Origin of the sequence: Neptunomonas concharum, from assembly GCF_008630635.1 — a bacterium.
GTDB lineage: Bacteria > Pseudomonadota > Gammaproteobacteria > Pseudomonadales > Balneatricaceae > Neptunomonas > Neptunomonas concharum.
Map to the genome: position 1 here is coordinate 2125376 of NZ_CP043869.1, position 23496 is coordinate 2148871.

At 45.3% G+C, this 23496-nt stretch carries 29 protein-coding genes and 3 tRNA genes; 12 read left to right on the top strand and 20 right to left on the bottom strand.

Annotated elements, in window-relative coordinates; genetic code table 11:
• Positions 1 to 21: 21 nt before the first annotated feature.
• Together F0U83_RS09970 and F0U83_RS09975 are read left to right on the top strand one after the other, a co-directional pair.
• Positions 22 to 390, top strand: coding sequence for a hypothetical protein (locus tag F0U83_RS09970; RefSeq protein ID WP_138987674.1), 369 nt, complete (start codon positions 22 to 24; stop codon positions 388 to 390).
• 118 nt (positions 391 to 508) lie between these two features.
• Positions 509 to 1336, top strand: a complete 828-nt coding sequence (locus tag F0U83_RS09975; RefSeq protein ID WP_138987673.1) for an HDOD domain-containing protein — start codon at positions 509 to 511, stop codon at positions 1334 to 1336.
• 53 nt (positions 1337 to 1389) lie between these two features.
• On the opposite strand, the gene F0U83_RS09980 is transcribed toward F0U83_RS09975, so the two are convergent.
• On the bottom strand, positions 1390 to 1884 hold the full coding sequence (locus tag F0U83_RS09980; protein ID WP_246077751.1) for a 3'-5' exonuclease: 495 nt from the start codon (positions 1882 to 1884) through the stop codon (positions 1390 to 1392).
• On the bottom strand, positions 1877 to 2782 hold the full coding sequence (locus F0U83_RS09985) for a class I SAM-dependent methyltransferase (RefSeq protein ID WP_138987672.1): 906 nt from the start codon (positions 2780 to 2782) through the stop codon (positions 1877 to 1879). Before F0U83_RS09985 ends, F0U83_RS09980 begins: the two co-directional genes overlap by 8 nt.
• A gap of 135 nt (positions 2783 to 2917) precedes the next feature.
• Between F0U83_RS09985 and htpX the strand changes: the two genes are divergently transcribed.
• Positions 2918 to 3799 carry a protease HtpX gene (gene htpX / locus F0U83_RS09990; RefSeq protein ID WP_138987671.1) on the top strand — a complete coding sequence of 294 codons (882 nt, stop codon included), beginning with the start codon at positions 2918 to 2920 and terminating at the stop codon, positions 3797 to 3799.
• Between the two features lie 88 nt (positions 3800 to 3887).
• Here htpX and F0U83_RS09995 read toward each other — a convergent pair whose 3' ends face one another.
• The 10 genes from F0U83_RS09995 to F0U83_RS10040 all read right to left on the bottom strand — a co-directional run bounded on the left by F0U83_RS09995 (position 3888) and on the right by F0U83_RS10040 (position 11209).
• Positions 3888 to 4208, bottom strand: coding sequence for a hypothetical protein (locus tag F0U83_RS09995; RefSeq protein ID WP_138987670.1), 321 nt, complete (start codon positions 4206 to 4208; stop codon positions 3888 to 3890).
• An 81-nt stretch (positions 4209 to 4289) separates the two neighbouring features.
• On the bottom strand, positions 4290 to 6173 hold the full coding sequence (locus F0U83_RS10000) for an acyltransferase family protein (protein WP_138987669.1): 1884 nt from the start codon (positions 6171 to 6173) through the stop codon (positions 4290 to 4292).
• 182 nt (positions 6174 to 6355) lie between these two features.
• Positions 6356 to 7354 (bottom strand): cytochrome-c peroxidase, encoded by a 999-nt coding sequence (locus tag F0U83_RS10005; RefSeq protein WP_276469557.1) that lies wholly within the window; start codon positions 7352 to 7354, stop codon positions 6356 to 6358.
• A 195-nt stretch (positions 7355 to 7549) separates the two neighbouring features.
• On the bottom strand, positions 7550 to 7981 hold the full coding sequence (locus F0U83_RS10010) for a Fur family transcriptional regulator (RefSeq protein WP_138987668.1): 432 nt from the start codon (positions 7979 to 7981) through the stop codon (positions 7550 to 7552).
• Between the two features lie 144 nt (positions 7982 to 8125).
• Positions 8126 to 8212, bottom strand: a tRNA-Leu gene (locus F0U83_RS10015).
• 32 nt (positions 8213 to 8244) lie between these two features.
• Positions 8245 to 8318: transfer RNA gene (locus tag F0U83_RS10020), tRNA-Cys, on the bottom strand.
• Positions 8319 to 8337: 19 nt separating this feature from the next.
• Positions 8338 to 8412, bottom strand: a tRNA-Gly gene (locus tag F0U83_RS10025).
• A gap of 103 nt (positions 8413 to 8515) precedes the next feature.
• Positions 8516 to 9064 (bottom strand): CDP-diacylglycerol--glycerol-3-phosphate 3-phosphatidyltransferase, encoded by a 549-nt coding sequence (gene pgsA, locus F0U83_RS10030; protein WP_138987667.1) that lies wholly within the window; start codon positions 9062 to 9064, stop codon positions 8516 to 8518.
• Positions 9065 to 9096: 32 nt separating this feature from the next.
• Positions 9097 to 10914 carry an excinuclease ABC subunit UvrC gene (gene uvrC, locus F0U83_RS10035; RefSeq protein ID WP_138987666.1) on the bottom strand — a complete coding sequence of 606 codons (1818 nt, stop codon included), beginning with the start codon at positions 10912 to 10914 and terminating at the stop codon, positions 9097 to 9099.
• Entirely contained in the window at positions 10907 to 11209 is a 303-nt protein-coding gene (locus tag F0U83_RS10040) for an excinuclease ABC subunit C (RefSeq protein ID WP_138987665.1), read from the bottom strand. Before F0U83_RS10040 ends, uvrC begins: the two co-directional genes overlap by 8 nt.
• Before the next feature lie 111 nt (positions 11210 to 11320).
• Here F0U83_RS10040 and F0U83_RS10045 point away from each other — a divergent pair, with 111 nt between their 5' ends.
• Positions 11321 to 12193, top strand: coding sequence for a DUF1853 family protein (locus tag F0U83_RS10045; protein ID WP_138987664.1), 873 nt, complete (start codon positions 11321 to 11323; stop codon positions 12191 to 12193).
• 51 nt (positions 12194 to 12244) lie between these two features.
• Here the strand turns inward: F0U83_RS10045 and F0U83_RS16965 are convergent, their stop codons facing one another.
• Positions 12245 to 12394, bottom strand: a complete 150-nt coding sequence (locus F0U83_RS16965; protein ID WP_170221817.1) for a hypothetical protein — start codon at positions 12392 to 12394, stop codon at positions 12245 to 12247.
• A gap of 55 nt (positions 12395 to 12449) precedes the next feature.
• Positions 12450 to 13319 (bottom strand): NAD(P)-dependent oxidoreductase, encoded by an 870-nt coding sequence (locus tag F0U83_RS10050; protein ID WP_138987663.1) that lies wholly within the window; start codon positions 13317 to 13319, stop codon positions 12450 to 12452.
• A gap of 173 nt (positions 13320 to 13492) precedes the next feature.
• Between F0U83_RS10050 and F0U83_RS10055 the strand changes: the two genes are divergently transcribed.
• Entirely contained in the window at positions 13493 to 13984 is a 492-nt protein-coding gene (locus F0U83_RS10055) for a TlpA disulfide reductase family protein (protein WP_138987662.1), read from the top strand.
• A gap of 74 nt (positions 13985 to 14058) precedes the next feature.
• Here F0U83_RS10055 and F0U83_RS10060 read toward each other — a convergent pair whose 3' ends face one another.
• Together F0U83_RS10060 and mtnN are read right to left on the bottom strand one after the other, a co-directional pair.
• Positions 14059 to 15237, bottom strand: a complete 1179-nt coding sequence (locus F0U83_RS10060; protein WP_138987661.1) for a pyridoxal-phosphate-dependent aminotransferase family protein — start codon at positions 15235 to 15237, stop codon at positions 14059 to 14061.
• 48 nt (positions 15238 to 15285) lie between these two features.
• Positions 15286 to 16038, bottom strand: a complete 753-nt coding sequence (mtnN, locus tag F0U83_RS10065) for a 5'-methylthioadenosine/S-adenosylhomocysteine nucleosidase (RefSeq protein ID WP_211343669.1) — start codon at positions 16036 to 16038, stop codon at positions 15286 to 15288.
• A gap of 93 nt (positions 16039 to 16131) precedes the next feature.
• Here mtnN and F0U83_RS10070 point away from each other — a divergent pair, with 93 nt between their 5' ends.
• Positions 16132 to 16611: an S-ribosylhomocysteine lyase gene (locus F0U83_RS10070; RefSeq protein ID WP_138987660.1), complete on the top strand. Its 480-nt coding sequence runs from the start codon at positions 16132 to 16134 to the stop codon at positions 16609 to 16611.
• Positions 16612 to 16682: 71 nt separating this feature from the next.
• On the opposite strand, the gene F0U83_RS10075 is transcribed toward F0U83_RS10070, so the two are convergent.
• A complete protein-coding gene (locus tag F0U83_RS10075; RefSeq protein WP_246077748.1) occupies positions 16683 to 17636 on the bottom strand; it encodes a pseudouridine synthase in 954 nt (317 codons plus the stop codon).
• 26 nt (positions 17637 to 17662) lie between these two features.
• On the opposite strand from F0U83_RS10075, the gene F0U83_RS10080 reads away from it, so the two are divergent.
• From F0U83_RS10080 to F0U83_RS10105, 6 genes are all read left to right on the top strand, one after another.
• Complete coding sequence (locus F0U83_RS10080) at positions 17663 to 18343, top strand: Bax inhibitor-1/YccA family protein (RefSeq protein WP_138987659.1); 681 nt, start codon at positions 17663 to 17665, stop codon at positions 18341 to 18343.
• A 74-nt stretch (positions 18344 to 18417) separates the two neighbouring features.
• On the top strand, positions 18418 to 18813 hold the full coding sequence (gene tusD, locus F0U83_RS10085) for a sulfurtransferase complex subunit TusD (RefSeq protein WP_138987658.1): 396 nt from the start codon (positions 18418 to 18420) through the stop codon (positions 18811 to 18813).
• Between the two features lies 1 nt (position 18814).
• Positions 18815 to 19177, top strand: a complete 363-nt coding sequence (gene tusC, locus F0U83_RS10090) for a sulfurtransferase complex subunit TusC (protein ID WP_138987657.1) — start codon at positions 18815 to 18817, stop codon at positions 19175 to 19177.
• A gap of 3 nt (positions 19178 to 19180) precedes the next feature.
• Positions 19181 to 19474 carry a sulfurtransferase complex subunit TusB gene (tusB, locus tag F0U83_RS10095; protein ID WP_138987656.1) on the top strand — a complete coding sequence of 98 codons (294 nt, stop codon included), beginning with the start codon at positions 19181 to 19183 and terminating at the stop codon, positions 19472 to 19474.
• Positions 19474 to 19809, top strand: a complete 336-nt coding sequence (locus tag F0U83_RS10100) for a TusE/DsrC/DsvC family sulfur relay protein (RefSeq protein WP_138987655.1) — start codon at positions 19474 to 19476, stop codon at positions 19807 to 19809. The genes tusB and F0U83_RS10100 overlap by 1 nt, the downstream gene beginning before the upstream one ends.
• Positions 19810 to 19915: 106 nt before the next feature.
• The gene (locus F0U83_RS10105) at positions 19916 to 20476 is read left to right on the top strand and encodes a chemotaxis protein CheW (protein WP_138987654.1); all 561 of its coding nucleotides are present in this window, start codon (positions 19916 to 19918) and stop codon (positions 20474 to 20476) included.
• 71 nt (positions 20477 to 20547) lie between these two features.
• Here the strand turns inward: F0U83_RS10105 and F0U83_RS10110 are convergent, their stop codons facing one another.
• The 3 genes from F0U83_RS10110 to F0U83_RS10120 all read right to left on the bottom strand — a co-directional run bounded on the left by F0U83_RS10110 (position 20548) and on the right by F0U83_RS10120 (position 23486).
• Positions 20548 to 21648 (bottom strand): malate dehydrogenase, encoded by a 1101-nt coding sequence (locus F0U83_RS10110; RefSeq protein ID WP_138987653.1) that lies wholly within the window; start codon positions 21646 to 21648, stop codon positions 20548 to 20550.
• A gap of 123 nt (positions 21649 to 21771) precedes the next feature.
• A complete protein-coding gene (locus F0U83_RS10115) occupies positions 21772 to 22671 on the bottom strand; it encodes a radical SAM protein (protein ID WP_138987652.1) in 900 nt (299 codons plus the stop codon).
• 17 nt (positions 22672 to 22688) lie between these two features.
• On the bottom strand, positions 22689 to 23486 hold the full coding sequence (locus F0U83_RS10120) for a TatD family hydrolase (protein ID WP_138987651.1): 798 nt from the start codon (positions 23484 to 23486) through the stop codon (positions 22689 to 22691).
• Positions 23487 to 23496 lie beyond the last annotated feature (10 nt).

Sequence of the window (23496 nt, forward strand, 5' to 3'; positions counted from 1 at the left end):
CCAACTTCATCGGACAAAACAATGTTTATAAAGATTAAGAAAAACTGCGGTATCTATATGGAGCACAACGGTCTGGAGAAGCAGCACCTTGTGCCGGTTACATCTAACTTTCTGATTAATCTGGAGCAGGTGGCTGAAGTTTCTTTTTATACGATTAAAGAGAAGAAGGTTCGCTATGATCTTGAAGGACATGAGTTTGATATTCAGCCTCACACCCGCGTGATTCACTTACAGATGGCTTACGCCTATGCCATGCTTAAAGAGAACATCAAAGGCAATAAAGGTCGATTAGTTGAGCGCAGTTATTACAAGCTGTACTTCACTCCAGAAGAAGCAGGCCAATACGAAGAGTTACGCGGTAGAATCGAGGAGCACGTCCTCAACCTGTAAACCTTACAACTTCCCCGCGGTGAAAGAGGCCATTTTATGGCCTTTTTTATTGCTAATTTAAAAACCTGCTCTACGCTAAATTAAGAAACACGTTAATTATTGCCATTGCAGGTGAAATATGGAAATACAAGATCTACTTAGCCAAACCAGCAAGCTACCTAACGTTCCTGATGTTGTCAGAGAGCTGGTTGTCGCACTAAACAACCCCAATGCAAACTATTCCGATATTTCCAAAAAAGTTTCCCAAGATCAAACACTATCCCTAAAGATATTACGCTTGGTCAATTCAGCCCATTTTGGCCTCAGTCGAAAGGTTTCATCTATTGATGAAGCAACGGTGATGTTAGGGATGCAGCGCCTAAAAACTCTGGTTATCGCCTCAGGTTTTGCAGGCTCTGTTAAAGAGGTGGAAGGCTTAGATATTAAACAGTTTTGGTCGGAATCGTTCAGAGTTGCAACGCTTGCCCGCTGGTTTGCCGAGAAAACCGATAAAGTAGACCCAGATATTGCCTTTACTGCGGGAATAATACATAACATTGGGAGATTGCTGCTTCACCTTGCCCAACCCAATCGCGCAAAAGCCATCCAAACACTGATCGAAGAGTCTAACGTCGGCCGCACTGAAGCAGAAATGGAGCGACTTGGCTTTACCTCACAAGATGCGGGTAAAGCATTGCTAGATATGTGGAACTTTCCTAGCGAACTTGGCGAGTCGATCAAACAACATAAAAAGCCTTTGGCTCATACGGATGCCCAGCCACTTAGCGCCATATTAAACTTGGCTTGCTTTGTTAACGCATCCGTCAGGGAAAAACGAGACGAAGAAAGCGTGAAGGAGAGTTTCCCCGTTGATGTTGCCCTCTTAGCTGGCGTTGCCCCTGACGTTATTAATGAGCTAGGAGTAGCGCTAACACTTGAATCAGGACTTGAGAGTCTAGCTGAATAATGCTCTCAACATTGTTGGCCATGCCGTGAATCTGTATGGCCAACAGTCACGCCTTAAGAGTCTGTATCTATCTCACAGGCTGCCAAACAAGTAAGCAAGTCCTCTACATCCGACATCGCCCTGTGCCTTCTCACCTGAGCCTTAGCCACAAGACGGTACATGATCATCTGTTCGCCTTCCAATATCATATCGATACCTGCCATTGAGAAAGTAGGCTTCAACATCGCCGCATCAAACAAGCGTTGCATCCAGAAAAAATCAAATTCCAAAGCATCACTTACCACTGTACTGCCATCTAGCGCGGTATTTAATCTAACGCAGGCTTCCTGCACAGAAATTCCCTGCTCTCTCAACAACTGTGGGGAGATATTATGAATCTGTGCGGCTTGCTCATCCCAGTCGTTCCACTCATACCCTGAGTCTGGATTTATAAAGAATTCATCCGACCTACCGGTACCGCTGCACTTCCATGCAATCTCAATAGGATAGGAACGGGAGCCTAAACCACTGGCTTCAATATCAATACAAATTGCATCTATCTTAGTCACTACGCGCAAACACCATTGCTTTTACGCCTCTTTCCGGCTGCCTATCAGGAAAATCTGATTGGGGGTTGAGTAACGCTTTCCATTTAAACTCTGAACAAACTTCTTCCACCAAGTTCCTAATAAAAGAAACATCATGGGCTGGGTCATTATGGCAGGCAAGCACACGTGCTCCGGGAGATGTTAGCTCAGGTAATCGACGCAATACCTTTAGATAGTCATTGTCTGCAACAAAACTCCCAGGCTGGAAACTTGGAGGATCAATAACAACTAAATCAAACGGCCCAGAACGACGAATGCGCCCCCAGGATTTAAACATATCATGGCCGACAAAACTCACCTTGGACAAATCATGACCATTTAATTTGTGGTTCTCTCTGCCAATACTCAGCGCTCTTTTACTCATATCAACATTGACTACCGAGCTAGCGCCACCAGCCATGGCAGCCACTGAAAAGCCGCAGGTATAGGCAAACAAATTGAGCACTTTACTACCAGCGGCTTGTTGTTTGACCCATTCGCGACCATGTCGCATATCCAAAAACAACCCAGTATTTCTAAATTGAGCGGGCGTAATGGCATAGTGCAAGCCAAGTTCGCTACAAACCAAGCGCTCCGGCATTTCACCAAATAGCGTCTCGTGGGAGGTAACTCGCCCTCGGCCACGTTGCTGAAGCACCACACCCTGTACACCAGAGCGCGCTCGAAAAAAGCTAGCGAGGGAATCTATCAATTCAGGGGGAACATCATCATACAGGCGAATTACAACGACTGGAGCAAACCAGTCAATCACTAAAGATTCGTATCCGGGGAAATAACCGCCACGCCCATGAAAAAGGCGGCGGCATTCATTTGATGCAAGCTCTAATTGTTGTTCTATCCAACGATATATTTCAGTCACTTAGCCTCCGATATGTCGTATGATTAGTATAGTGACACAAGCTGCTATCAACCAGAAAATATCCTGCTATTGCTTGAAACTTTTCAGTAGCGCCCTCATCTAACCTAGAACTTAATTTTTGGGAATGTTTAAACCATGCGAATTATTCTCTTTCTTCTGACCAATATCGCCGTTATAGCGGTGGCCAGTATCACCTTGAGCTTATTAGGGGTTGAGCATTACCTCACAGGCACTGGGCTAAATCTGACATCTTTACTCATTTTCTGCGCTGTATTTGGCTTTGTAGGCTCATTTATTTCCCTATTTATGTCCAAATTTATGGCTAAACGCTCAACCGGTACACGTATTATCATGCAACCGAGTACTCCCGAAGAAAAGTGGTTGATGGATACCGTGGCAGAATTAGCTGAAAAAGCAGGTATTGGTATGCCTGAAGTAGGTATTTTTGATGCTCAGCAATCTAATGCCTTTGCGACAGGTTGGAACAAAAATAACGCGCTGGTAGCGGTCAGCACAGGCCTTCTGCAACGTTTTCGCCCAGAAGAAGCTAGAGCAGTGATGGCCCACGAAATCGGTCATGTAGCCAACGGCGATATGGTGACACTGACTCTTATTCAGGGGGTCGTCAATACTTTCGTTATGTTCTTTGCACGCATCGTTGGCTACTTTGTAGACTCGCTGTTACGCAAAGATAACGAGGGCGGTGTTGGTATCGGTTTCTATATCGCTACATTCGTCGCGGAGATTGTATTTGGTATTTTTGCTTCCATGATTGTTGCGTGGTTCTCCCGTCGTCGTGAATACCGTGCTGACGAAGCCGGCGCTGACTTTGCGAGCAATGCGGGAATGATCGGTGCACTACAGCGCCTGAAAGCGGAATCAGGTATACCAGACCAACTACCTAGCCAAATGACAGCCTTCGGTATTAGCAGTCATATGAAACAAGGCTTGATGGAGCTGTTCTCTAGCCACCCACCACTAGACGATCGAATTGCAGCATTGCAAAACCGTCGATAGGATTACACATTAGCCCCTAGATATCTCTCTGCGCCTTGCTGAGATATCTAGGGTTATTTTCTTAGCCAGTGAATCTTAAAACTCGTTTCTACTGTGGAACCAAGACGCTACATGATTCCAGATCAAATGGATTTGGTAGCTGGAATACACCGCCCGTTAAACGTTCAAAGTTTGTAGCTATTCTCTCGCATGCTCGATTTGAAGCATGAACGTTGGGATCATCACAATCGATAGCCTCGCAATAGGCGTTACATAAGCCCCAAGCCTTACCATCCAGCACATCACACACTGTTTCTTGAGAAGGTGTGGATGCATCAGGCGTTTTGGCGAGCACCGACGAGCTAAGTGATACAGCGAATATTGATGCTGCTGAAAGAGCTAAGCCCTTTCTTATAAGTGAAGAAGACATAGTACCAACCCCCAAGAATTATCTAATAGTTTCACCTTCACTGTTAACTTTATCCTAAATTTAGGACAATAAAAGAAGAAATTACCATTTTTGATGAAATCTCTTAATTATTTCCCGTTGAAGGTTCTTAGCACCTGCCATCGTCCAGTGCCCGAAGTCCCAATAGATCATCTCCCCTTCTGGGGTCAAGATTTCACAGATATCCTGCTTACAAAATATCTCATCAAGATCAACAAAAGTAGCGCCAATGCTTGCCGCATAGGTTCTTAATTGCCGATTAAGCAGAAGCATCTCCTGGCGCTTGTAGTAATACTTGGATGCATACTCGGCAGCCCCAGCCAAGCGACCATGTTCAATCACCAGCTGATACGCAGATTTTTGGTCAAACGTTTGTCTTGGACCTACGATGATCAACTTAGCGTTGCTATTAACCGCCCTAATCTGCTGGATAGCTCGCTCCAGCCCTGTAATATAGTCTGCTGGGGGTATATTAATTACCCACCTTTCATTTAAGACGATGTAATCCGCTACTTGAGCATTCGTTAACGATAGAATTTTATTAAAATTCTCACCGCAATCGGTTTTAGAATCCGGTGAAATTTTCAAATGGAATGCATAGCATTCAGACGAAGTCGTTCCGCTGTATCTCACGTCAATACTATCCATGCCTTTAAATGCAAAGAAAATATCGATAGCAAAACTATTCCCGACGACAAACATTTTATTGCTGCCCTGAGAAAAAATCCCAACCTCTCCGGATATTAAGTCCCAATACTCACTTCGATCTTTTTCAACATCAGCAACAGCTTTTCTTAACTCTTTTGGTAAACGCCATAGCCAGCCTTCATTTTTTGTTGCATGCAAAGCAGGAAGTATCAATAAGCAAGTAGAAAAGCCATAGACAATACCTCCTTTCCAACTAAATAACGAAGGGAGCCCGTATGAAAATCTAAATGGTCGCTCAATAAAATGATACATAAAGACTGCAATCGCTATTGATAAAGCGATCAGAAAAACACTTTCATATACAGATAGTGATTCCATTACGTAGTATTTATATAAGGCCATAATCGGCCAATGGGCCAAATATAATGAATACGATATGAGCCCAATATAAACCATAAGTTTGGAAGTTAGAACAAACCGTCCCGCGGGAGAATTACTATTAAAAACAATAAAGGCAACTAACACTGTCACAAAAAATGCATTAATACCCGGAAATGAAGTATTTTTATCATAGATAAAAAATAAAGACAGCAAAGCAATCATAGAGAGACTAAAGCATATGGACTTTAGCTTATCATTTCTATAATTAGTCTTTTCCAACCAAACCAGAACACCCCCTATCATCAACTCAAAAACGCGAAAGGGCATTAAGTAATAAGCCGCACTTTTGTCAATCTTCAGCATAGCGATAGAAGAAACAGCCGACAACACCGTAAGCATTATTATATAATATAAAACATGACGATCTTTGGCATACTTAAATAGAAACACTAAGAGAAAAGGCCAAAAAATATAGAACTGCTCCTCTACGCTTAATGACCAAGTATGCAGCAGCGGCTTAAACTGTGAATCTGTATCGAAGTAGCCAGACTCTCCCCAGAAAAATATATTAGATAAGGAAAATACTGAATAAATTAAAGACTGGCTAAACTTCTGAAATTCTCGGGGTGCTAAAATATAGAAACAAGCGACAAATGTCGCTATCAGAGTAAAAAATAGTGCTGGCATTAAGCGCTTGGCACGTCGGCGGTAAAAATTTAAATACGAGAATGATCCATTATTAACATACTCATAACGTATCAGCTTGGTAATCAAATAACCGCTAATGACAAAAAATACATCAACGCCAAGATACCCTCCACCTAATACATCAAAACCCGCATGAAATATCACGACAGACAATACGGCAACCGCCCTTAAGCCATCAATTTCGGGGCGATACGAGACAGAAGAAGACATGAAGGAGGAAGTCCTTATCCATTAACCAATACAGGAGAGCCATTCTATCATGCAGGCTCAGATATTGAAGCCTTTCAGATATATCAGCAAATGCATCACTAAGGACTTCTTAAGACAGTTGTCAATCAGCACTCCCCTACCCTAAGGCCTTAATGCTCCTCAAACTAGGGAAGTGAAAGATCTCACGAATCAAATGGTTGCGGTTTTGGCGTCGCATCTGTCGAAGGAGGAAGCTGAGGAAGCTGGAAGTTAGGTTGATCCCCTGTTAGTGTTTTTAGGAATGCGACGATTCTCGCCGTTTCATCTTCACTAAATTTCCTACCTAACTGTAAACGCCCCATTAAATCTACCGCTTCAGTTAGAGACTCCGCTTCTCCATCATGGAAATAGGGATAGGTAAGTTCAACGTTACGCAGAGTTGGTACTTTAAACTTAAACCGGTCTGCATCTTTACCCGTTACCGCACTCAAACCTTCAGCGTTGCCTTTTGCCTGATAAGCCTCAACCACACCCATTTTTTGGAAAGAGTTACCACCCACCGCTTCTCCGTTATGGCATGCAACACATCCAGAGTTTTTGAAGAGTGCATATCCAGACAACTCATACTCTGTGATCGCATCCTTATCACCCATCAACCACTGATCGAAAGGAGAGTTCGGCGTCACTAGTGTTTTTTCAAATTCAGCAATGGCTTGGGTGACTTCATCAATACTCACTTTGTCATGCCCAAATACCTGCTTAAATTCTCTCACATACTGCGGTATGGACTGAATCACATCAATGGCTAACGTATGAGAGGAAGCCATCTCCCCTGGGTTCGCAATAGGGCCACCAGCCTGAGCTTTAAGATCTGCCGCTCGACCATCCCAGAACTGAGCCAAATTCAAACTGGAGTTAAGAACGGTGGGCGCATTAATAGGCCCCTGCTGCCAATTATGCCCAATAGAGGTTTTAAGGTTATCAGTTCCTCCCATGCTTAGGTTATGACAGGAGTTACAAGATATAAAACCCGACTTGGATAAGCGGGGATCAAAGTACAATTTTTTCCCCAACTCCACCTGAGCCAAGTTGATCTCTTTGACAGGCTTGATCGTTTCAATAGGCTCATTAGCACTAACCATAAATGAAGTTACCACTAACCCAAGCGCCACACTACTAGTAACGTGTTTTTTCAGTTTCACTTTGGAGTCCTCTCTATCGTCCAAAACATAGCCCTTTAAGTAAGTAGGGCTAAAGCTTAGCCGCAGAGATCACAGGTCAATCTGAGTTAGTTGGCAATGCTCATCTTCGCGGCAAACTAAACTTAGACTTATTCTAAATATGAAACATTGATTTGAATCAGCCGTAACCATAAGGAGGTGTAAGCGCAATTTATTTTAGGTATTACGTACGCGGAGTACCAAATCTACCGAATCGATCTCAGTTCCTTGAGGCAGTTCCACACTCTGCAGCAGGGATAAATTGAAGCTGTCGATATCTGACAACTCTCCGGTATCAAGGTTATAGACGTGGTGATGATGGGAGGTGTTAGTGTCGTAAAACGCCCTTTGGTTATCAATCACAAGCTCACTGACAAGACCTTTCTCAACAAAGCGCTTTAGACTGTTATAGACCGTTGCCTTAGATATTTTACTACCACTGAGATATAACATCTCCTGCAGTTTATCCGCAGTGACATGCTGATGCTCTGCAAGCAGCACTTGCGCGATTGCAACACGCTGCGATGTCGGATAAACACCAGCAGCAGTTAACCTTGCGGTAACCTGCTCTTTATCGGCCAAAACAATATGAGAAACTTGTGTATTCATAGGGAAAATTGTAGATCAATTCTTACTAATGCACTACGAGACTTGAGGCTAAGTCACACCGAACACTCAATCATTAATTGGTACAGAGAGACCCCAAAAGAAGAAACTTTAAGAAATGATACCACTTAACCTGTCATTGTTAAGTGGTGCCCGGAGCCGGACTTGAACCGGCACGCTCGTTAGAGCGCAAGATTTTAAGTCTTGTGTGTCTACCAATTTCACCATCCGGGCGGATGGTCCAATAGCTTATGCTATAGGATCAATGGAGGCGCGGGTCGGAATCGAACCGGCGTACACGGAGTTGCAGTCCGCTGCATGACCACTCTGCCACCGCGCCTATGCTTTGCACAATTATTTGGAGCGGGAAACGAGGTTCGAACTCGCGACCCCAACCTTGGCAAGGTTGTGCTCTACCACTGAGCTATTCCCGCCCTGTGCAAACAGTGGGGCGTATTATAGAGAGATCTGAGCCCGTGTCAACCATGTTTAGCATTTATTTTTGCTTAAAGATTAACCACTTAGCGCACTATCGCTTTAATCTTCGGAAGTTAGTTCAGGCCAAGCCGCTTTTAGATAAACAAACATCGACCATAAGGTCAACAAAGCAGCAATATAGAGCGCCCCCACACCAACCCAAGAGATTGTTGAAGCAGGTTCTACAGAGACTAACAAAAAAATTGCCAGCATCTGTAAAGCTGTTTTTATTTTGCCGATGTAGGATACGGCTACACTGGCGCGCTTGCCTAACTCCGCCATCCACTCTCGCAACGCGGAGATAATAATCTCTCGACCAATGATAATCATGGCAGGAATCGTCATCCACACTTGCGCAAAGGTTTCCGTTAGCATCACTAAGGCAACAGCAACCATCAACTTGTCAGCAACAGGATCAAGAAAAGCACCTAACGCCGATGTTTGATTCCATCGACGTGCAAGATAACCATCCAACCAATCGGTTGCAGCCGCGACGGCAAAAATAGCGCCCGTGGCTAAAGGAGCCCAGCTGTAGGGCAAGTAGTAAAACAACACAAACACCGGAATTAGAAAGATCCTAAGGAGTGTAAGCAAGTTAGGTATGTTCATAGATAACAACATCAGTGCCGAAAACTCCGCAATCAGGCCTCTGGGTGTAACGCGGCATAGATCTCCTCTGCCAACGCCCGGCTTATGGTAGAGACTTTTGTGATTTCTTCAATACTCGCACGCTCAATCATGGTAATTCCGCCAAAATGCTTGAGTAATTCACGTCTGCGCTTGGGCCCAACACCGGGAATGCCTTCTAGCTGTGAGGTTTGCCGCGCCTTCCCTCGCCTTGCCCGATGGCCAGTAATCGCAAAGCGGTGAGCTTCATCACGTATATGCTGTATCAAATGAAGCGCTGCTGAATCCGAGGCTAATGTCACCTCCGTTCCACTGTCTGCCATGATCAGTGTTTCAAAACCCGCTTTGCGCGTTGTGCCTTTCGCTACCCCGATAATCTGAACATCACCTATTTGCAGCTCATTTAACACAGCTATTGCTTGGGTAACCTGCCCTTTTCCCCCATCTATTAAAAGGATATCAGGTAGCACCCCCTCACCTTTTTTAATGCGGGTATATCTGCGCGTCAGCGCTTGATGCATAGCAGCGTAGTCATCTCCGCCAGTTATGCCCTCAATATTGAAGTGCCGATAGTCTTTTTTTAGCGGGCCGTTACGGTCAAATACCACACAGGAAGCGACCGTTGCCTCACCACTACTGTGGGAGATATCAAAACACTCCAACCGTGAAGGCGTTTCATCCAAACCGCAGACATCTTGCAGGGCTAAATAGCGTTGATAGATATTCTGTTTACTCGCCAGATGGCTCGTTAGATTCTGCTCCGCATTGGTCACAGCCAGCTTCAACCACCCTTGACGCTCCCCCTTTACTCGATGGCTAATTTGAACTTTTTTACCGCGCTGCTCACGTAGCGCCTCTTCTAGACAGTCCTGATCTTCCAGCTCATCGCTAATAATCACATGATTGGGAATTTCACGAGGGGAGCCGATATACCACTGGGCAATAAAGGCTGAAAGCACACTGGAGGGACTATCTTCAACCGATACTTTCGGATGGAAAGCTTTACTACCCAGTACACGTCCTCCCCTGACAAAGAGCACGTGCACACAAACACCGCCAGGCTGAATGGAACAAGCTATAACATCTGCATCGCCTGCACTTCCTGAAACGTATTGCTGCTCTTGGACTAGCTGCAAGCTACTAATTTGGTCTCGATACTCGGCTGCTCGCTCAAAGTCCAAACGTTTGGAGGCCTCTTCCATCTGCGCCGCTAACTCTTTCATGATGGTGTGGCTTTTACCTTCCAGAAACATCGTGGCATGGCGAACATCTTCGGCATAATCCTCTGTCGATATCGCTTCGACGCAAGGCGCACTGCAACGTTTTATTTGGTATTGTAAGCAAGGCCGCGAACGATTTCGAAAGAAGGCATCATCGCATTGCCTGATACGGAAAACTTTTTGCAGAATACTTAAACTATCATTGACAGCTGCCCTTCCAGGGTAGGGACCAAAATATTGCCCCTTCTTTCGCTTGGCTCCGCGATGAAAAGTCAGTACCGGGTAGTTTTCACCCGATGAAACAAAGATATAGGGATAACTTTTGTCATCCCGTAGCAAAATATTGTAGGGGGGGCGATTTTTCTTAATCAGGTTCTGTTCTAGCAACAGCGCTTCTGTCTCGCTGTTGGTCACCGTGATATCAATATCCGCTATATGGGACACCAAGGCTTGCGTTTTGACCGTCAGCCCTGTTGCCCGGAAATAGCTGCTGACTCGCTTTTTTAGATTTTTAGCTTTCCCGATATAGAGGAGTTTTCCAGTGTTATCCCGCATCTGATAAACACCGGGGCGCTGGGTAAGGCGAGATAAAAAGGCTTTACTATCAAACATCAGCTACAGCATTATCTTCTTTATTTGCTTGCATATGGAGATAGGTCGCTTCTCGATGAAGCGCTTCCAAACGCCGCCGGGTCTCATCAGTAATGCCTGCCCCCCGAGAAAGAGATACCTCAAGAAACACACCAATTTCGGCATAGTAATACAGCCTTGCATCAAAACTACTAGCACGGCGCAGCTTACTCAGCGCGATTTTAGCGCCATTCATTAATATCGTATTGATGTTTGTATCCGAAAGCAGAGGAAAACGATCATTATCATTGCGTTTGGGTAATGGATTTGTATTCATAAATGCACCTATGCTTTGCAGCAGCCTTAACAGCTCGCCACCGACACCTGAGTGGGATACTGTAGGTGAGTTATACTCGGATGTGAACTATTAATCGCGGATATTTATAAGATGAGCGATGGGTTACTTGTTGATATACATAAAGATCTAACATGGCTTTATGATGCTCCACCGCTACTGGCTGATACCACTATGATGGCCAATTTTAATCCGGCAGACCATCGATCACATAACGTACTCTCCCAAGAATGGCGTACCTACCCCTGCGCTCCGGCATATCGCTTAGGTAAACAGTTTGAAGATGTGGTAGCAGCACTGATACGTAACAGCCCTAGCACTAAACTATTAGCTAGAAACCTAACCATTCTGGACAAAAAACGTACCTTAGGAGAACTTGACTACCTGATGCAGCAGGCAGGGGGGCAAATCCTTCATTTAGAGGTAGCGATTAAGTTTTATCTGCACCACCCACAGATTCATGGGCTAAGCAGCTTTATTGGTCCCGGCGGGAGAGACCGACTTGATATTAAGCAGCACCGTTTACAAACCCACCAGCTTCCACTCACAAAAAAAGCTGAAGTACACCAAGCCTTATTAGATCTTGACCTCCCCTTTCCAACCCATCGAGCGGCATTACTGACCGGCTACCTATTCTACCCTTATCGCACCTATCACACTGCCTACTGGCCGAAGATCACAGAGCTACATTCTGATCACTATAAAGGATGGTGGCTGAGGCATTCAGAAATTGAACAACTGGGTACTCGGCCAAACTCTGACACGTATTTTGTTATTCTGCCTCGCCATCATTGGATCGCTGGACTGGAACATCAGAAAAACCCAACACCGTTAACGGCAACTGAGTTAAAGAACCAAGTGACAGGAACATACTCACCCAACATGATTGTTGAAGCTAAAGAAGACAAGGGAAGATGGCAAACGATCAGCCGTGGGATAATTGTAAAGGACAGCTGGCCAGACTAAAGACGATAGATAGAGAGACTGACGCTCACCCTAGCGTCAGTCTTATCATGCTTATTTTGCGTCGCGGTTAGCACGCGCTTCATCAGCAGCCATGGCTTTTTTCAGCATGGGCACACCGATAACCACCAAAGCAACACAGCCAACAACAACCGCGATGCTAGGCGCAAAAGAGATCAAACTGTATTTATCAATACCAAACATAGAACCACACCTTTAGTCTAATAAGTTATAAACGTAATGGTGTAATTATAACAATCTATTGATCTGGATCAAAACGTTTTACAAGGCTTGAGGTATCCCAACGCCCTCCCCCCATGCGTTGCACTTCCGCATAGAACTGATCGACCAGAGCGGTTACTGGCAGCTGAGCACCGTTACGACGCGCTTCATCCAAGGTGATGCCTAAATCTTTCCGCATCCAATCAACAGCAAATCCATAATCAAATTTACCATCAATCATCGTTTGATGACGGTTAACCATCTGCCAAGAGCCAGCAGCTCCATGCTGAATAACATCAAAGACCTGAGCTGCATCCAGATTAGCTTGCTTAGCAAAATGCACCGCCTCAGATAACCCCTGTACAAGCCCAGCGATACAGATCTGATTCACCATTTTTGCAAGCTGCCCACTACCCGCTTGGCCCAATAAACGAATGGACTTGCCATAGGCCTGCATCACCGGTTCCGCTTTATCATAAGCGGCTTGTTCACCACCTACCATGACACTCAGCAGACCATTCTCAGCACCGGCCTGCCCACCCGACACGGGTGCATCCAAAAAGCCCACGGTTTGAGTTTTTGTCACATCGAAAAGCTCTCGTGCTACTTCAGCCGAAGCGGTTGTATGGTCCACAAGAATCGAGCCTGCGGACATTGTTTTGAGAATTCCTTGTGCTCCCGTCGTAACCTCTCTCAAATCATCATCATTACCCACACAGGTAAATACAATTTCGGCTCCTTTAGCTGCTTCAGCGGGTGTTTCAGCCCAACTACCACCATACACCTCAACCCATTGTTGAGCCTTAGCTTGTGTACGGTTGAATACCGTTACTTCATGTCCGGCTTTTTGCAAATGTCCCGCCATGGGAAAGCCCATAGTACCCAATCCGATAAAGGCTACTTTCATCACGAATTCCTATTTTTGAGTTATGGTCACTAACGATTAGTTAAGATTATTTATGCCACACTCCGGTAACATATACCAATCGATCAGATAATCCTAAGATAGAACATAAAGAACTTTACGGCTTATTGTTGTTCAAAAATAAGCTGTCCACATCAACCCTTGGAGCTTTGTAGATGTTTTTTCGCCATATATTTGCCAGCCTATTAATCATATTCGCAACATTCAGCTATGCCGATGACAGCATGATGTTTAGTGAGCTGGAATTCCCTAATACGGAAGGGGATACCGTCAATATGACCGACTACAAAGGCAAAGTGGTACTTCTAAACTTCTGGGCAACGTGGTGCCCACCCTGCGTGAAAGAGATGCCCTCTATGCAACGTCTTAAAGAACGCTATGCCGATGACGGTTTTGAGATTGTCGCCATTAATGCCGGAGAGGAGCCCGATGTCGTCGATGCTTTTCTACTGCAACTTGATACCGAACTCACTTTCCCCATTTTATTGGACCAAAAGGGAGTATCGTTTATCGCATTGGGTATTAAAGGACTTCCCATGAGCTTCCTACTTAACAAAGAGGGGCGCAGTGTAATGACGTTTATGGGTGGCAGAGAGTGGGATGAAAAAGCACAGACCGATTTGATCGAAGCCGAGCTAGCTAAGTAAACATACTAAAAAGCAAAAAGCCGGAATTTAATCCGGCTTTTGAAATAGCTATATCTGAGCTACGCGGCAAATAATTAGCCCTGATAAACCGCTGCTGCTGCCACTAACGCTTGGCCTGTCTTAATGGGCGCACCCATTTCAGCCAAAGTGCTTTCAAGAGCGGATAAACACAGCGTCACATTACGACGATTACAAGCGGCACCCATCAAGCCGATACGCCATACTTTACCCGCTAAAGCACCCAAACCTGCGCCGATCTCCAAACCAAAGTTGCTCAATAGCGCTGATCGAACAGCGGCATCATCAACACCTTCCGGAATCATAACAGAGTTTAATTGCGGCAGGCGGTATGCTTCTTCAACAAGGAAGGATATACCCATTGCTTCCAAACCAGCTTTCAACGCTTCATGATGTTTGGCATGACGAGCCCAAGAGTTCTCTAGCCCCTCTTCCTGTAAAATAACAAGCGACTCATGCAAGGCATAGAGTGAGTTCACAGGAGCCGTGTGATGGTAAGCACGCTTGCCATCGCCACCCCAATAACCCATGACCAGTTTTTTATCTAGGAACCAGCTTGGTGTACGGCTTTCACGGCTTTGTACTTTTTCTACCGCTTTCTCACTAAAACTAACAGGCGAAATACCCGGAGGACATGACAGACACTTTTGAGAGCCGGAGTAGATAGCATCAATCCCCCACTCATCCATCCGCAACTCAGAACCACCCAGTGAAGTAACCGCATCAACGATGGTTAGCGCATCGTACTCTTTAGCAATCGCACACAGACTTTTAGCATCAGAACGTACGCCCGTTGATGTCTCTGCATGAACAAACGCCAAAATTTTTGTGTCAGGGTGAGTTTCAAACGCAGCTTTTACTTTATCAACACTGACTGGCGTGCCCCACTCATCAGAGACTAACACCACTTCGCCGCCAAAACGCTCAACGTTTTCTTTCATGCGTCCACCAAACACACCGTTCTGGCAGACAATCACTTTGTCACCTGGCTCAACCAAGTTAACGAAGCAGGCTTCCATTCCGGCAGAACCGGGCGCAGACACCGGCATGGTCAGTTCATTCTCGGTCAAAAATGTTTGTTTTAGCAGCGCTTTTAACTCATCCATCATGCGGATGAATTCAGGATCCAAGTGCCCTATAGTCGGGCGTGACATCGCTTCCAGAACACGCGGGCTTACATCAGAAGGGCCTGGGCCCATTAGAACCCGTTGTGGCGGTTGAAATGATTTAATCATGAAATATCTCTTTATAGATCTTAATTTAGCAAAAGGTTATTTTTTGGTTCAGCCTAGCTCGCCTATTGAAGCAGTGATTTCTGTGACCATCTCTGCCGAATGGCGAGCAGCTGTCTCTAAGAACTGCTCGAATGACTGATCCGACTCTTTACCTGCAATGTCAGATAAAGCGCGAATGACAATAAAAGGGGTCCCAAATTGGTGGCAAGTCTGGGCTATTGCCGCTGCCTCCATCTCGACCGCCTTCATTGAGGGGAAGAGCTCACGCGTTCGAGCAACTCGCACTGGATCATTCATAAAGCTATCACCCGTCGCTATGAGCCCGTGTACGGTCTTCATCCCTTCTAGGCGTTCGATACAACGCTCAGCAATCTGCGCTAGTGTTGTGTCAGGTTCAAACGCTGCGGGTAAACCTGGTACTTGCCCGGGCTCGTAGCCAAACACCGTCACATCCACATCATGATGTCTCACTTCTGAGGAGATAACGATATCGCCCACATTGAGTACAGGGTCGAAACCGCCAGCTGAACCCGTATTTAAAATACAGTCCGGTGCAAAGGCATGCAGCAACAATGTGGTACTAACGGCGGCGTTAACTTTACCAATACCCGATTTCAGGAGCACAACCTCTACCCCTCTCATGGTACCTGTATAAAATTCATATCCAGCGATCACATGGTCCTGTCGATCTGAGAGGCTTTCACGAAGAATCTCCACCTCCTGATCCATGGCACCAATAATCCCTACTTTTATCGTTTTTTGTTTTTGAATAATGTCTTTAAGCGACCGCTGTGTAGTCATGTAACCGAACTGCCCTTTCGTAGATAGGTTGATCTCGTGCTATGATGCATCGCCATACAGGATACGCAATTTAACCACTGGAACAAACTGAATATGAACGTCGAAAGCTTCAATTTCAATCATACTAAGGTTATCGCACCTTATGTACGTCTTGTTGGTGTCACTCAAGGCGAAAAAGATACCGTGCACAAATACGATGTGCGCTTTTGCCAACCCAATAAAGAACATATGCCAATGCCATCGTTGCATTCATTGGAGCATATGATCGCAGAGTTTGTTCGCAATCATACCAACGCAGTTTTGGACTTCAGTCCGATGGGATGCCAAACAGGTTTTTACCTATCTTTGCTAAATCATGATAACTACGCGGAGGTGCTCGAAGTGCTTGAGAAAGCACTGAACGACGTACTGGTTGCAACCGAAGTACCCGCATGTAACGAGTTACAGTGCGGCTGGGCAGCTAGCCACGACTTGGAAGGCGCCAAAGATGTTGCGCGCACGATGCTATCTCGCCGAGATGAGTGGCCAACCGTTTTCGTTGATGAAAACGACCCAGATAACTGGTTGTCTTAGTTTAAATAACGCAATTCCCATAAAGGCCGGATAATCCCGGCCTTTTTTAGTGGCTAACAGTTAGTAAGCTACTAACCTTCTTCTGGTTCATCGTCCTGACTCAGCATATCGTCTTCCACCTCACCGGCTAACGCTTCCATCGTTTCTTTCTCCAGCGACTCAGATGCAGGGTATAGACCTTGCCAACCGAACTGATCAAATAGGCAGGCAACCTCTCCTGTTACAGATGCTTGTATCAACATAGGTTCACCGGTTGCAGGATGAGGAAACGCTAGCTCTGTTGCCATCAAAAACATACGATGGATATGAAAATTTTCCCGAAAAAGGCGATTGTGGCGCCCCTCGCCATATTTTGTATCTCCCACTAAAGGGTGGAAGATATGCTTCATATGCCGGCGAATCTGATGTTTTCTTCCGGTCTTAGGCTTCACTTCCACCAAAGAGTACCTAGCGCATGGATATTTTCCGATAGGAATAGGCAACTCGACAGTACCCAAGCGCCGATAATCAGAGATCGCATCCTTTGCAGGCTTATCCCTATCGGATAGCGGATGATCCACTTTCTTATCAAAAATAGGTTTAAGTGGGTAGTCAATGACACCTTCTTCTGGTGTAAACCCTCTCGTGACACACAAATAGGTTTTCTGCACCTGATGATCCGCAAACAGATGATTCATCCGCTGCGCGGTCTCTTTGTTCTTGGCAAATACAATAACACCCGATGTTGCCCTATCTAGTCGATGTACAGTATAGACAGGTTTTCCTCGGAAATAGCACTTAAGCGAGTATACAAGATTGGGCGTTTTACGGGGTGTAATCCAGCTAGGATGAACCAACAACCCAGCAGGCTTATGAACTGCTATAAGATCGTCATCCTGATAGAGGATATCCAGATAAGGCATAAGGTAATTAACTAATAACAAAGGAAAAGGAATATCCGAGTAGTTTACTTGGAATCTTTTTAAGGTAATAGAGTCATAAGTGTTGAAATGAACAGAGAAATCGCCATTATAGAGATTGATCAACCACTACAAACTCTTACGAGGATGATATGAGTAACGTACGTACAATCGATGCCCGTTCCGAACAGTCGGTACTGCAGACGAACAAAGTGATCCGCAACACTTATCTGTTGCTTGCTATGACATTGGTTTTCAGTGCGATCACCGCCGGTATTTCCATGGCAATCAACCCACCTATGATAGTTTACATAGGTAGCGTGTTGGTAAGTTTCGTCATGATTTTCATTTTAAATAAAATGCAAAACAGCGCAGCCGCACTGCCACTCACCTTTTTATTCACCGGTTTGATGGGCTTTGGACTTGGCCCTATCCTCAATCATTATCTTGGGCTGCCCAACGGTGGTGAAATCGTTATGACCGCCATGGGTATGACAGCACTGACCTTCGTCGGCCTATCTGCTTATGTACTAACTAGCCGTAAAGATTTTAGTTTTATGGGTGGTTTTTTAGCAGCAGGCTCCATGATTTTGATTATTGCCATGATCGCTCTGTTCGTGTTACCCATGTTTGGGGTTAACGTCGGTGGCTTCGGCTTAGCGTTTTCTGCTTTAGTTGTTTTGCTGATGTCTGGCTTTATCCTGTATGACACCAGCAACATCGTAAATGGCACTTACACTAACTATATTATGGCAACCGTCAGCCTGTACCTGAACATCTACAACTTACTCGTCCACCTACTGAGCCTAGTTGGCGCATTTAGCGACGATTAATCTATCCCAAGACGCTCACGCGCCCTGTATTCTTTGATAAGATTACAGGGCGTTTTTCTTTGTATGGATTATTGATGATTTTCTCCATTCTTATTTACGGCTCTCCCACCAATAGCCTATCGGTAGAGAGTGCTTACCGATTTACTAAAACGGCACTGGCCGCCGGCCACACGATCCATCGGGTATTCTTCTATGGTGAGAGCGTCTATGCTGCTTCCAGTTTGTCCGTCACACCTCGGGATGAAGTCGATTGCTTCCAAGCCTGGAAAGAGCTAGCAGACACACACGATCTGGATGTAGTTGTATGTATTGCTGCAGCGCTTAAGCGTGGCGTGCTAGACCCACCAGAGGCAAAACGCCACGAGAAATTAGCCTATAACTTAGCCCCTCCTTTTAGTCTATCTGGACTAGGGCAACTGACCGATGCAGCACTAACCTCAGACCGACTCATCACCTTTGGGAGTGCTTAATATGCAGCAGAAAAAACTCCTTATTATTCTGTCACGCGCTCCTTATGGTAACGCTCACAGTAAAGATGCACTCGATATTGCTTTAACTGCTGCAGCTTTTGAACAAGAGGTTGCGTTACTGTTTTGTGAGGATGCCTGTTCGATACTACTGAACTCACAACAACCAGAGAAAACAGGTCAAAAAAACTTAGCGAGCATCTGCTCTGCCTTGCCGATGTATGATATCGAGACGCTATATGTCGAACAGAGAGCTCTGAAAGAAAATGGGATAAACGCCTCTGATCTAATTTTACCTGCTCACGAAGTCGATCAAGCAGCAATTGCCTCCTTGATTCGTGAAAGTGATATTGTCTTGAGGTTCTAAACGATGCGCACACTACACACTATCAACCAAGCACCGTCTAACAGTCAGCTTTGGTCGTCTTGCTTAGCAGCACTGTTACCCGAAGACACACTGTTATTGATAGAAAACGGCGTATTGGGTGGAACACAAGCTCATCGCTTTGCCGCGGTGCCAAACTCCGTTCTCATATACGCTCTGACACCTGATCTACAAACACGAGGAATAGCAGGGCAACTCGCCCCAAACGTTATTGCTGTTTCAGATGAAACCTTTGTACAGCTAGCATGTGAGCACCAAAAAGTTGTGAGTTGGTTCTGATGCGTGAGATTTCGCTAAACAATCGCCAAATTACACTGGATGATGAAGGCTATCTGCTAAATCTTGATGACTGGTCACCCGAGGTTGCCAACTACCTAGCGGATGAAGAAAACCTCACGCTCACCGAGTCACACTGGGAAGTCATTCAGGTCATCCGTGATTTTTACCATCAATACCAGCTGTCACCAGCTATGCGCCCCTTAGTGAAGGCCGTTGGCATAGCTCTAGGCGCCAACAAGGGCAAGAGCATCTACCTCATGAAACTCTTCCCAAAAGGCCCAGCGAAACAAGCTGCTAAGCTTGCAGGCTTACCTAAACCCACTAACTGTCTGTAATTTTTTTTATTTTTTATCGCTTATGCTGAAGAAAAATCAGCCGAAAATACATTTATTGAAAATCTGGTCTATGCTGGATCATATGTAGAATAAAGAGATAACCAAGATGAGTTTACGAGCTGAATCAGACCAACTGAAAATGATTGAAGGGATGCAGCAGTCCAAGCAAGACAAGATGGAGCGTGCTAAGCGCGCCAATCAAGAAGAGGTGATCTATCACCAATGGGCGACCTTCAAAGTTAACAATGAACTGTACGGTATTGATGTAATGCAGGTGAAGGAAGTCCTGCGCTACTCCGACATCACCCCAGTTCCTGGTGCGGACTATTACATCTTAGGTATTATCAACTTACGCGGCAACGTAGCAACGGTTATTGATACACGGCGCTTGTTCAATATGCCAAATGTGGATATTGATGACGATACCCGCATCATAATGGTCGAGTATAACGAACAGGAAGTGATCGGTTTAGTGGTAGACAGCGTGGATGAAGTCATCAACATCCCGCAAAATGAAACAGAGCGCGCACCAAGCGTTACCAGTGATGAAACCAGCCGCCGTTTTGTACAAGGTGTCTGCTACCACAACAACATCCTCACCATCCTCCTTGATATTGGAAAAATGCTTAGCAGCATTACACCCGTGACAGAAGAAGATTTTCACTAAACCATCTAACCGCTACTCCCTTTTCAGCGAAGTAGCGGTTTTTCTTCAATGTGCACTAAATACCTGTTGGCTTACATCACGCGATTTGTCGTCATGAATTTGCTCTCTGAGTCCGGACCGGTATTGTCAGCATACAAAGTGACGCCTGAACGCAAACAGATCGATAGGCTTTGATGAGAAGCTTCCGTTTCTTTGGGCAGTAAATGCTCAACAACCGCCTTCTCCTCCAATAACTCCTCTTCAGTTTCCGTCAAACGCTTGCGGCCAAACTCATTCACACTGATATCTTGAACGATTTGGTAGCGCCCATAATTACAACGCACAGGGAATGAGAAGAAGATCCCTTTGGTAATGCCGTAACTACCATCACTGAGAATACCCATACTGGTGATCTCACCAGGTTCGGTACCTAACACCCAGTCGCGCATCTGATCAACAATAGCTTGAGCGGCAGAGGCAGCACTAGACAATCCACGCGCTTCTATGATTTCTGCACCACGCTTTTGGACTTTGGGAATAAACTCATCTCGATACCACGCCGTATCTATCTGAGACAACGCAGGTTTTCCTAGGATCGTTGCTTGATGCAGGTCGGGATATTGAGTGGCTGAATGATTTCCCCAAATCATAATACCACCAATATCGCGGGTGGTTGCCCCTGAGTGATTCGCCAAGATTCCCTTAGCACGGTTATGGTCTAACCGGGTCAAACAGGTAAACTGAGAAGGGCTGAGATCCGGCGCATTACGGCTTGCAATCAGCGCATTAGTATTCGCAGGATTCCCGGTAATTAATACCTTAACATCACGGTTTGCATAATCATTCAGGGCTTTACCTTGGCGAGCAAAAATGGCGGCATTTTCTTCGAGCAAGTCACTACGCTCCATACCAGGGCCACGGGGCTTAGCACCCACCAACAATGCATAATGTGCGTTATTAAAACCATCTTCTACATTGTCATGGAGTGTGATGGTGTGCAGAAGTGGATAAGCACAATCCATCAATTCCATAGCAACCCCTCGTAGCGAGTCCATTGCATGAGGAAGCTCAATTAACTGCAAAATAACAGGCTGGTCTTTCCCCATCATCTCCCCTGCAGCTATCTTAAATAACAAACTATAGCTGATAGCACCTGCAGCACCGGTCACAGCAATTCTTACGGGACGTCTCATCTTTTTATTCCTGTTAGCTATGATTTTAATAACGTCAATCATGATTACGACTAAAGTACATATACCACAGCCACTAGGAATTAAAAATGAAATCGGGTTAGAAAAGCACCAAAGAAGGAAGGATTAAAGACTTCGGTAGGAAGGGTCCCGTAAAAATACACTGTGCTGGTTATCAATCACCTGATCCAGCTGCATTAAAAATTTTGACTTATCGGCACCGAGCACCCCTTTGAGCGCCAAGAGATTCGATGCATGATCACTACGAAAAATCGTTTTCTTCATCTCCAACAGCGAGATAAAGTGCTTCATCTCTTTAAATAACTCAACTGAATCCATTGCATGAAACTTCCCAGTAAAAGAAGCTTTATAGCGCTGATCTCCCTGTGAGAAAAACAGCACCAGACTCGCTAGGTATTCAGGTTGTGTTGCGTTCATTAAGCGTGCTGTTTCTCGAACATGCTGATCACTATAAAGCGAGCCACCAAGTCCATTAATGACCATCACTGATCGCTTAATACCCGCAAGCTGCAGTTTATGAAGCCCATCATGGGTGGTTTGCCAGGTTTCGCCTTTATTGATGATCGAGAGTACTTCATCATCGCCACTTTCGACGCCCACATACACCATAGACAACCCCAAGGCCTGCAGTTCAGCCAACTGCGCTACGGTTTTATTATTCAGGTTTCGCGGCAAACAATAAGCTGTTACACGAGAGACCGATGGCAAGTACTGCCGAATCGCTTCCAATATCGTTTTCAAGCGACGGTAGGACAGTACCATTGCATCACCATCAGCGAGAAACACACGACGAATACCCGATAGTTGTTCACCGCATCTTTTTATCTCTTCGATCAACTCAGACTCAGGCTTTGGCCGAAACTTTTTTTGCTCAGCCGTGTACATTTCGCAAAAAGCACAATGGTTCCAACTGCAACCGTTAGTCACTTGCAGAATCAAGGAACGCGCCTCACTCGGTGGCCGAAAAAGAGGTTCTATGTAGCTAACAGGTGGCATCGTCCACATTCTGAGCCTCCTAACGCTTAATTGGCTTCCAGTTGTTTTGCACGCTTGAACAACTGGTAGAAATTTGCTGATGTCGTCTCAGCAACCCGCTCTATAGACACACCCTTTAGATCGGCAATACACTGTGCCACTTCAACTACATACTTTGGCTCATTTTTCTTGCCGCGATGTGGTACCGGAGCTAAATAAGGGGCATCAGTTTCGATTAAAATACGCTCCAACGGTATCGTTTTAACGACATCACGTAACTCTTGAGCATTTTTAAACGTGATAATTCCTGAAAACGAGATGTAATAGTTTAAATCTAATGCGGCTTTTGCCATCTCTACTGATTCGGTAAAGCAGTGCAGCACTCCACCAGCATCGCCACCGTGTTCCTTTATTAAACGCAAGGTATCTTCACGGGCATCCCGGGTATGCACAATCACCGGCAGGTCTGATTGATCAGCCACCCTTAGGTGATTGATAAAGCTTTGTTGCTGATAAGCTTTTGTTTCGGTTTGATAATAGTAATCTAAACCACTCTCGCCCAGTGCTACCACACGATGATGATCTGCAAGCAATGCTTGCAGGTGCGATTCAGATACGATCCCATTCTCATTTTCGACATGTAGCGGGTGTACACCAACAGAGGCAAAAACGTTTTCGTTCTCTGCAATCATCTCATACATGCCTTGAAACTGTTCTAAATCTATTGAGACGCATAGCAAACGGGAAACATTTCGCTCATGTGCTGCGTCCAGCATGGCTGAGAAGTTATTGTTGTAGAGAGATAGATCAATCTTGTCGAGATGACAATGTGAATCGATAAACATAGGAAGAAAA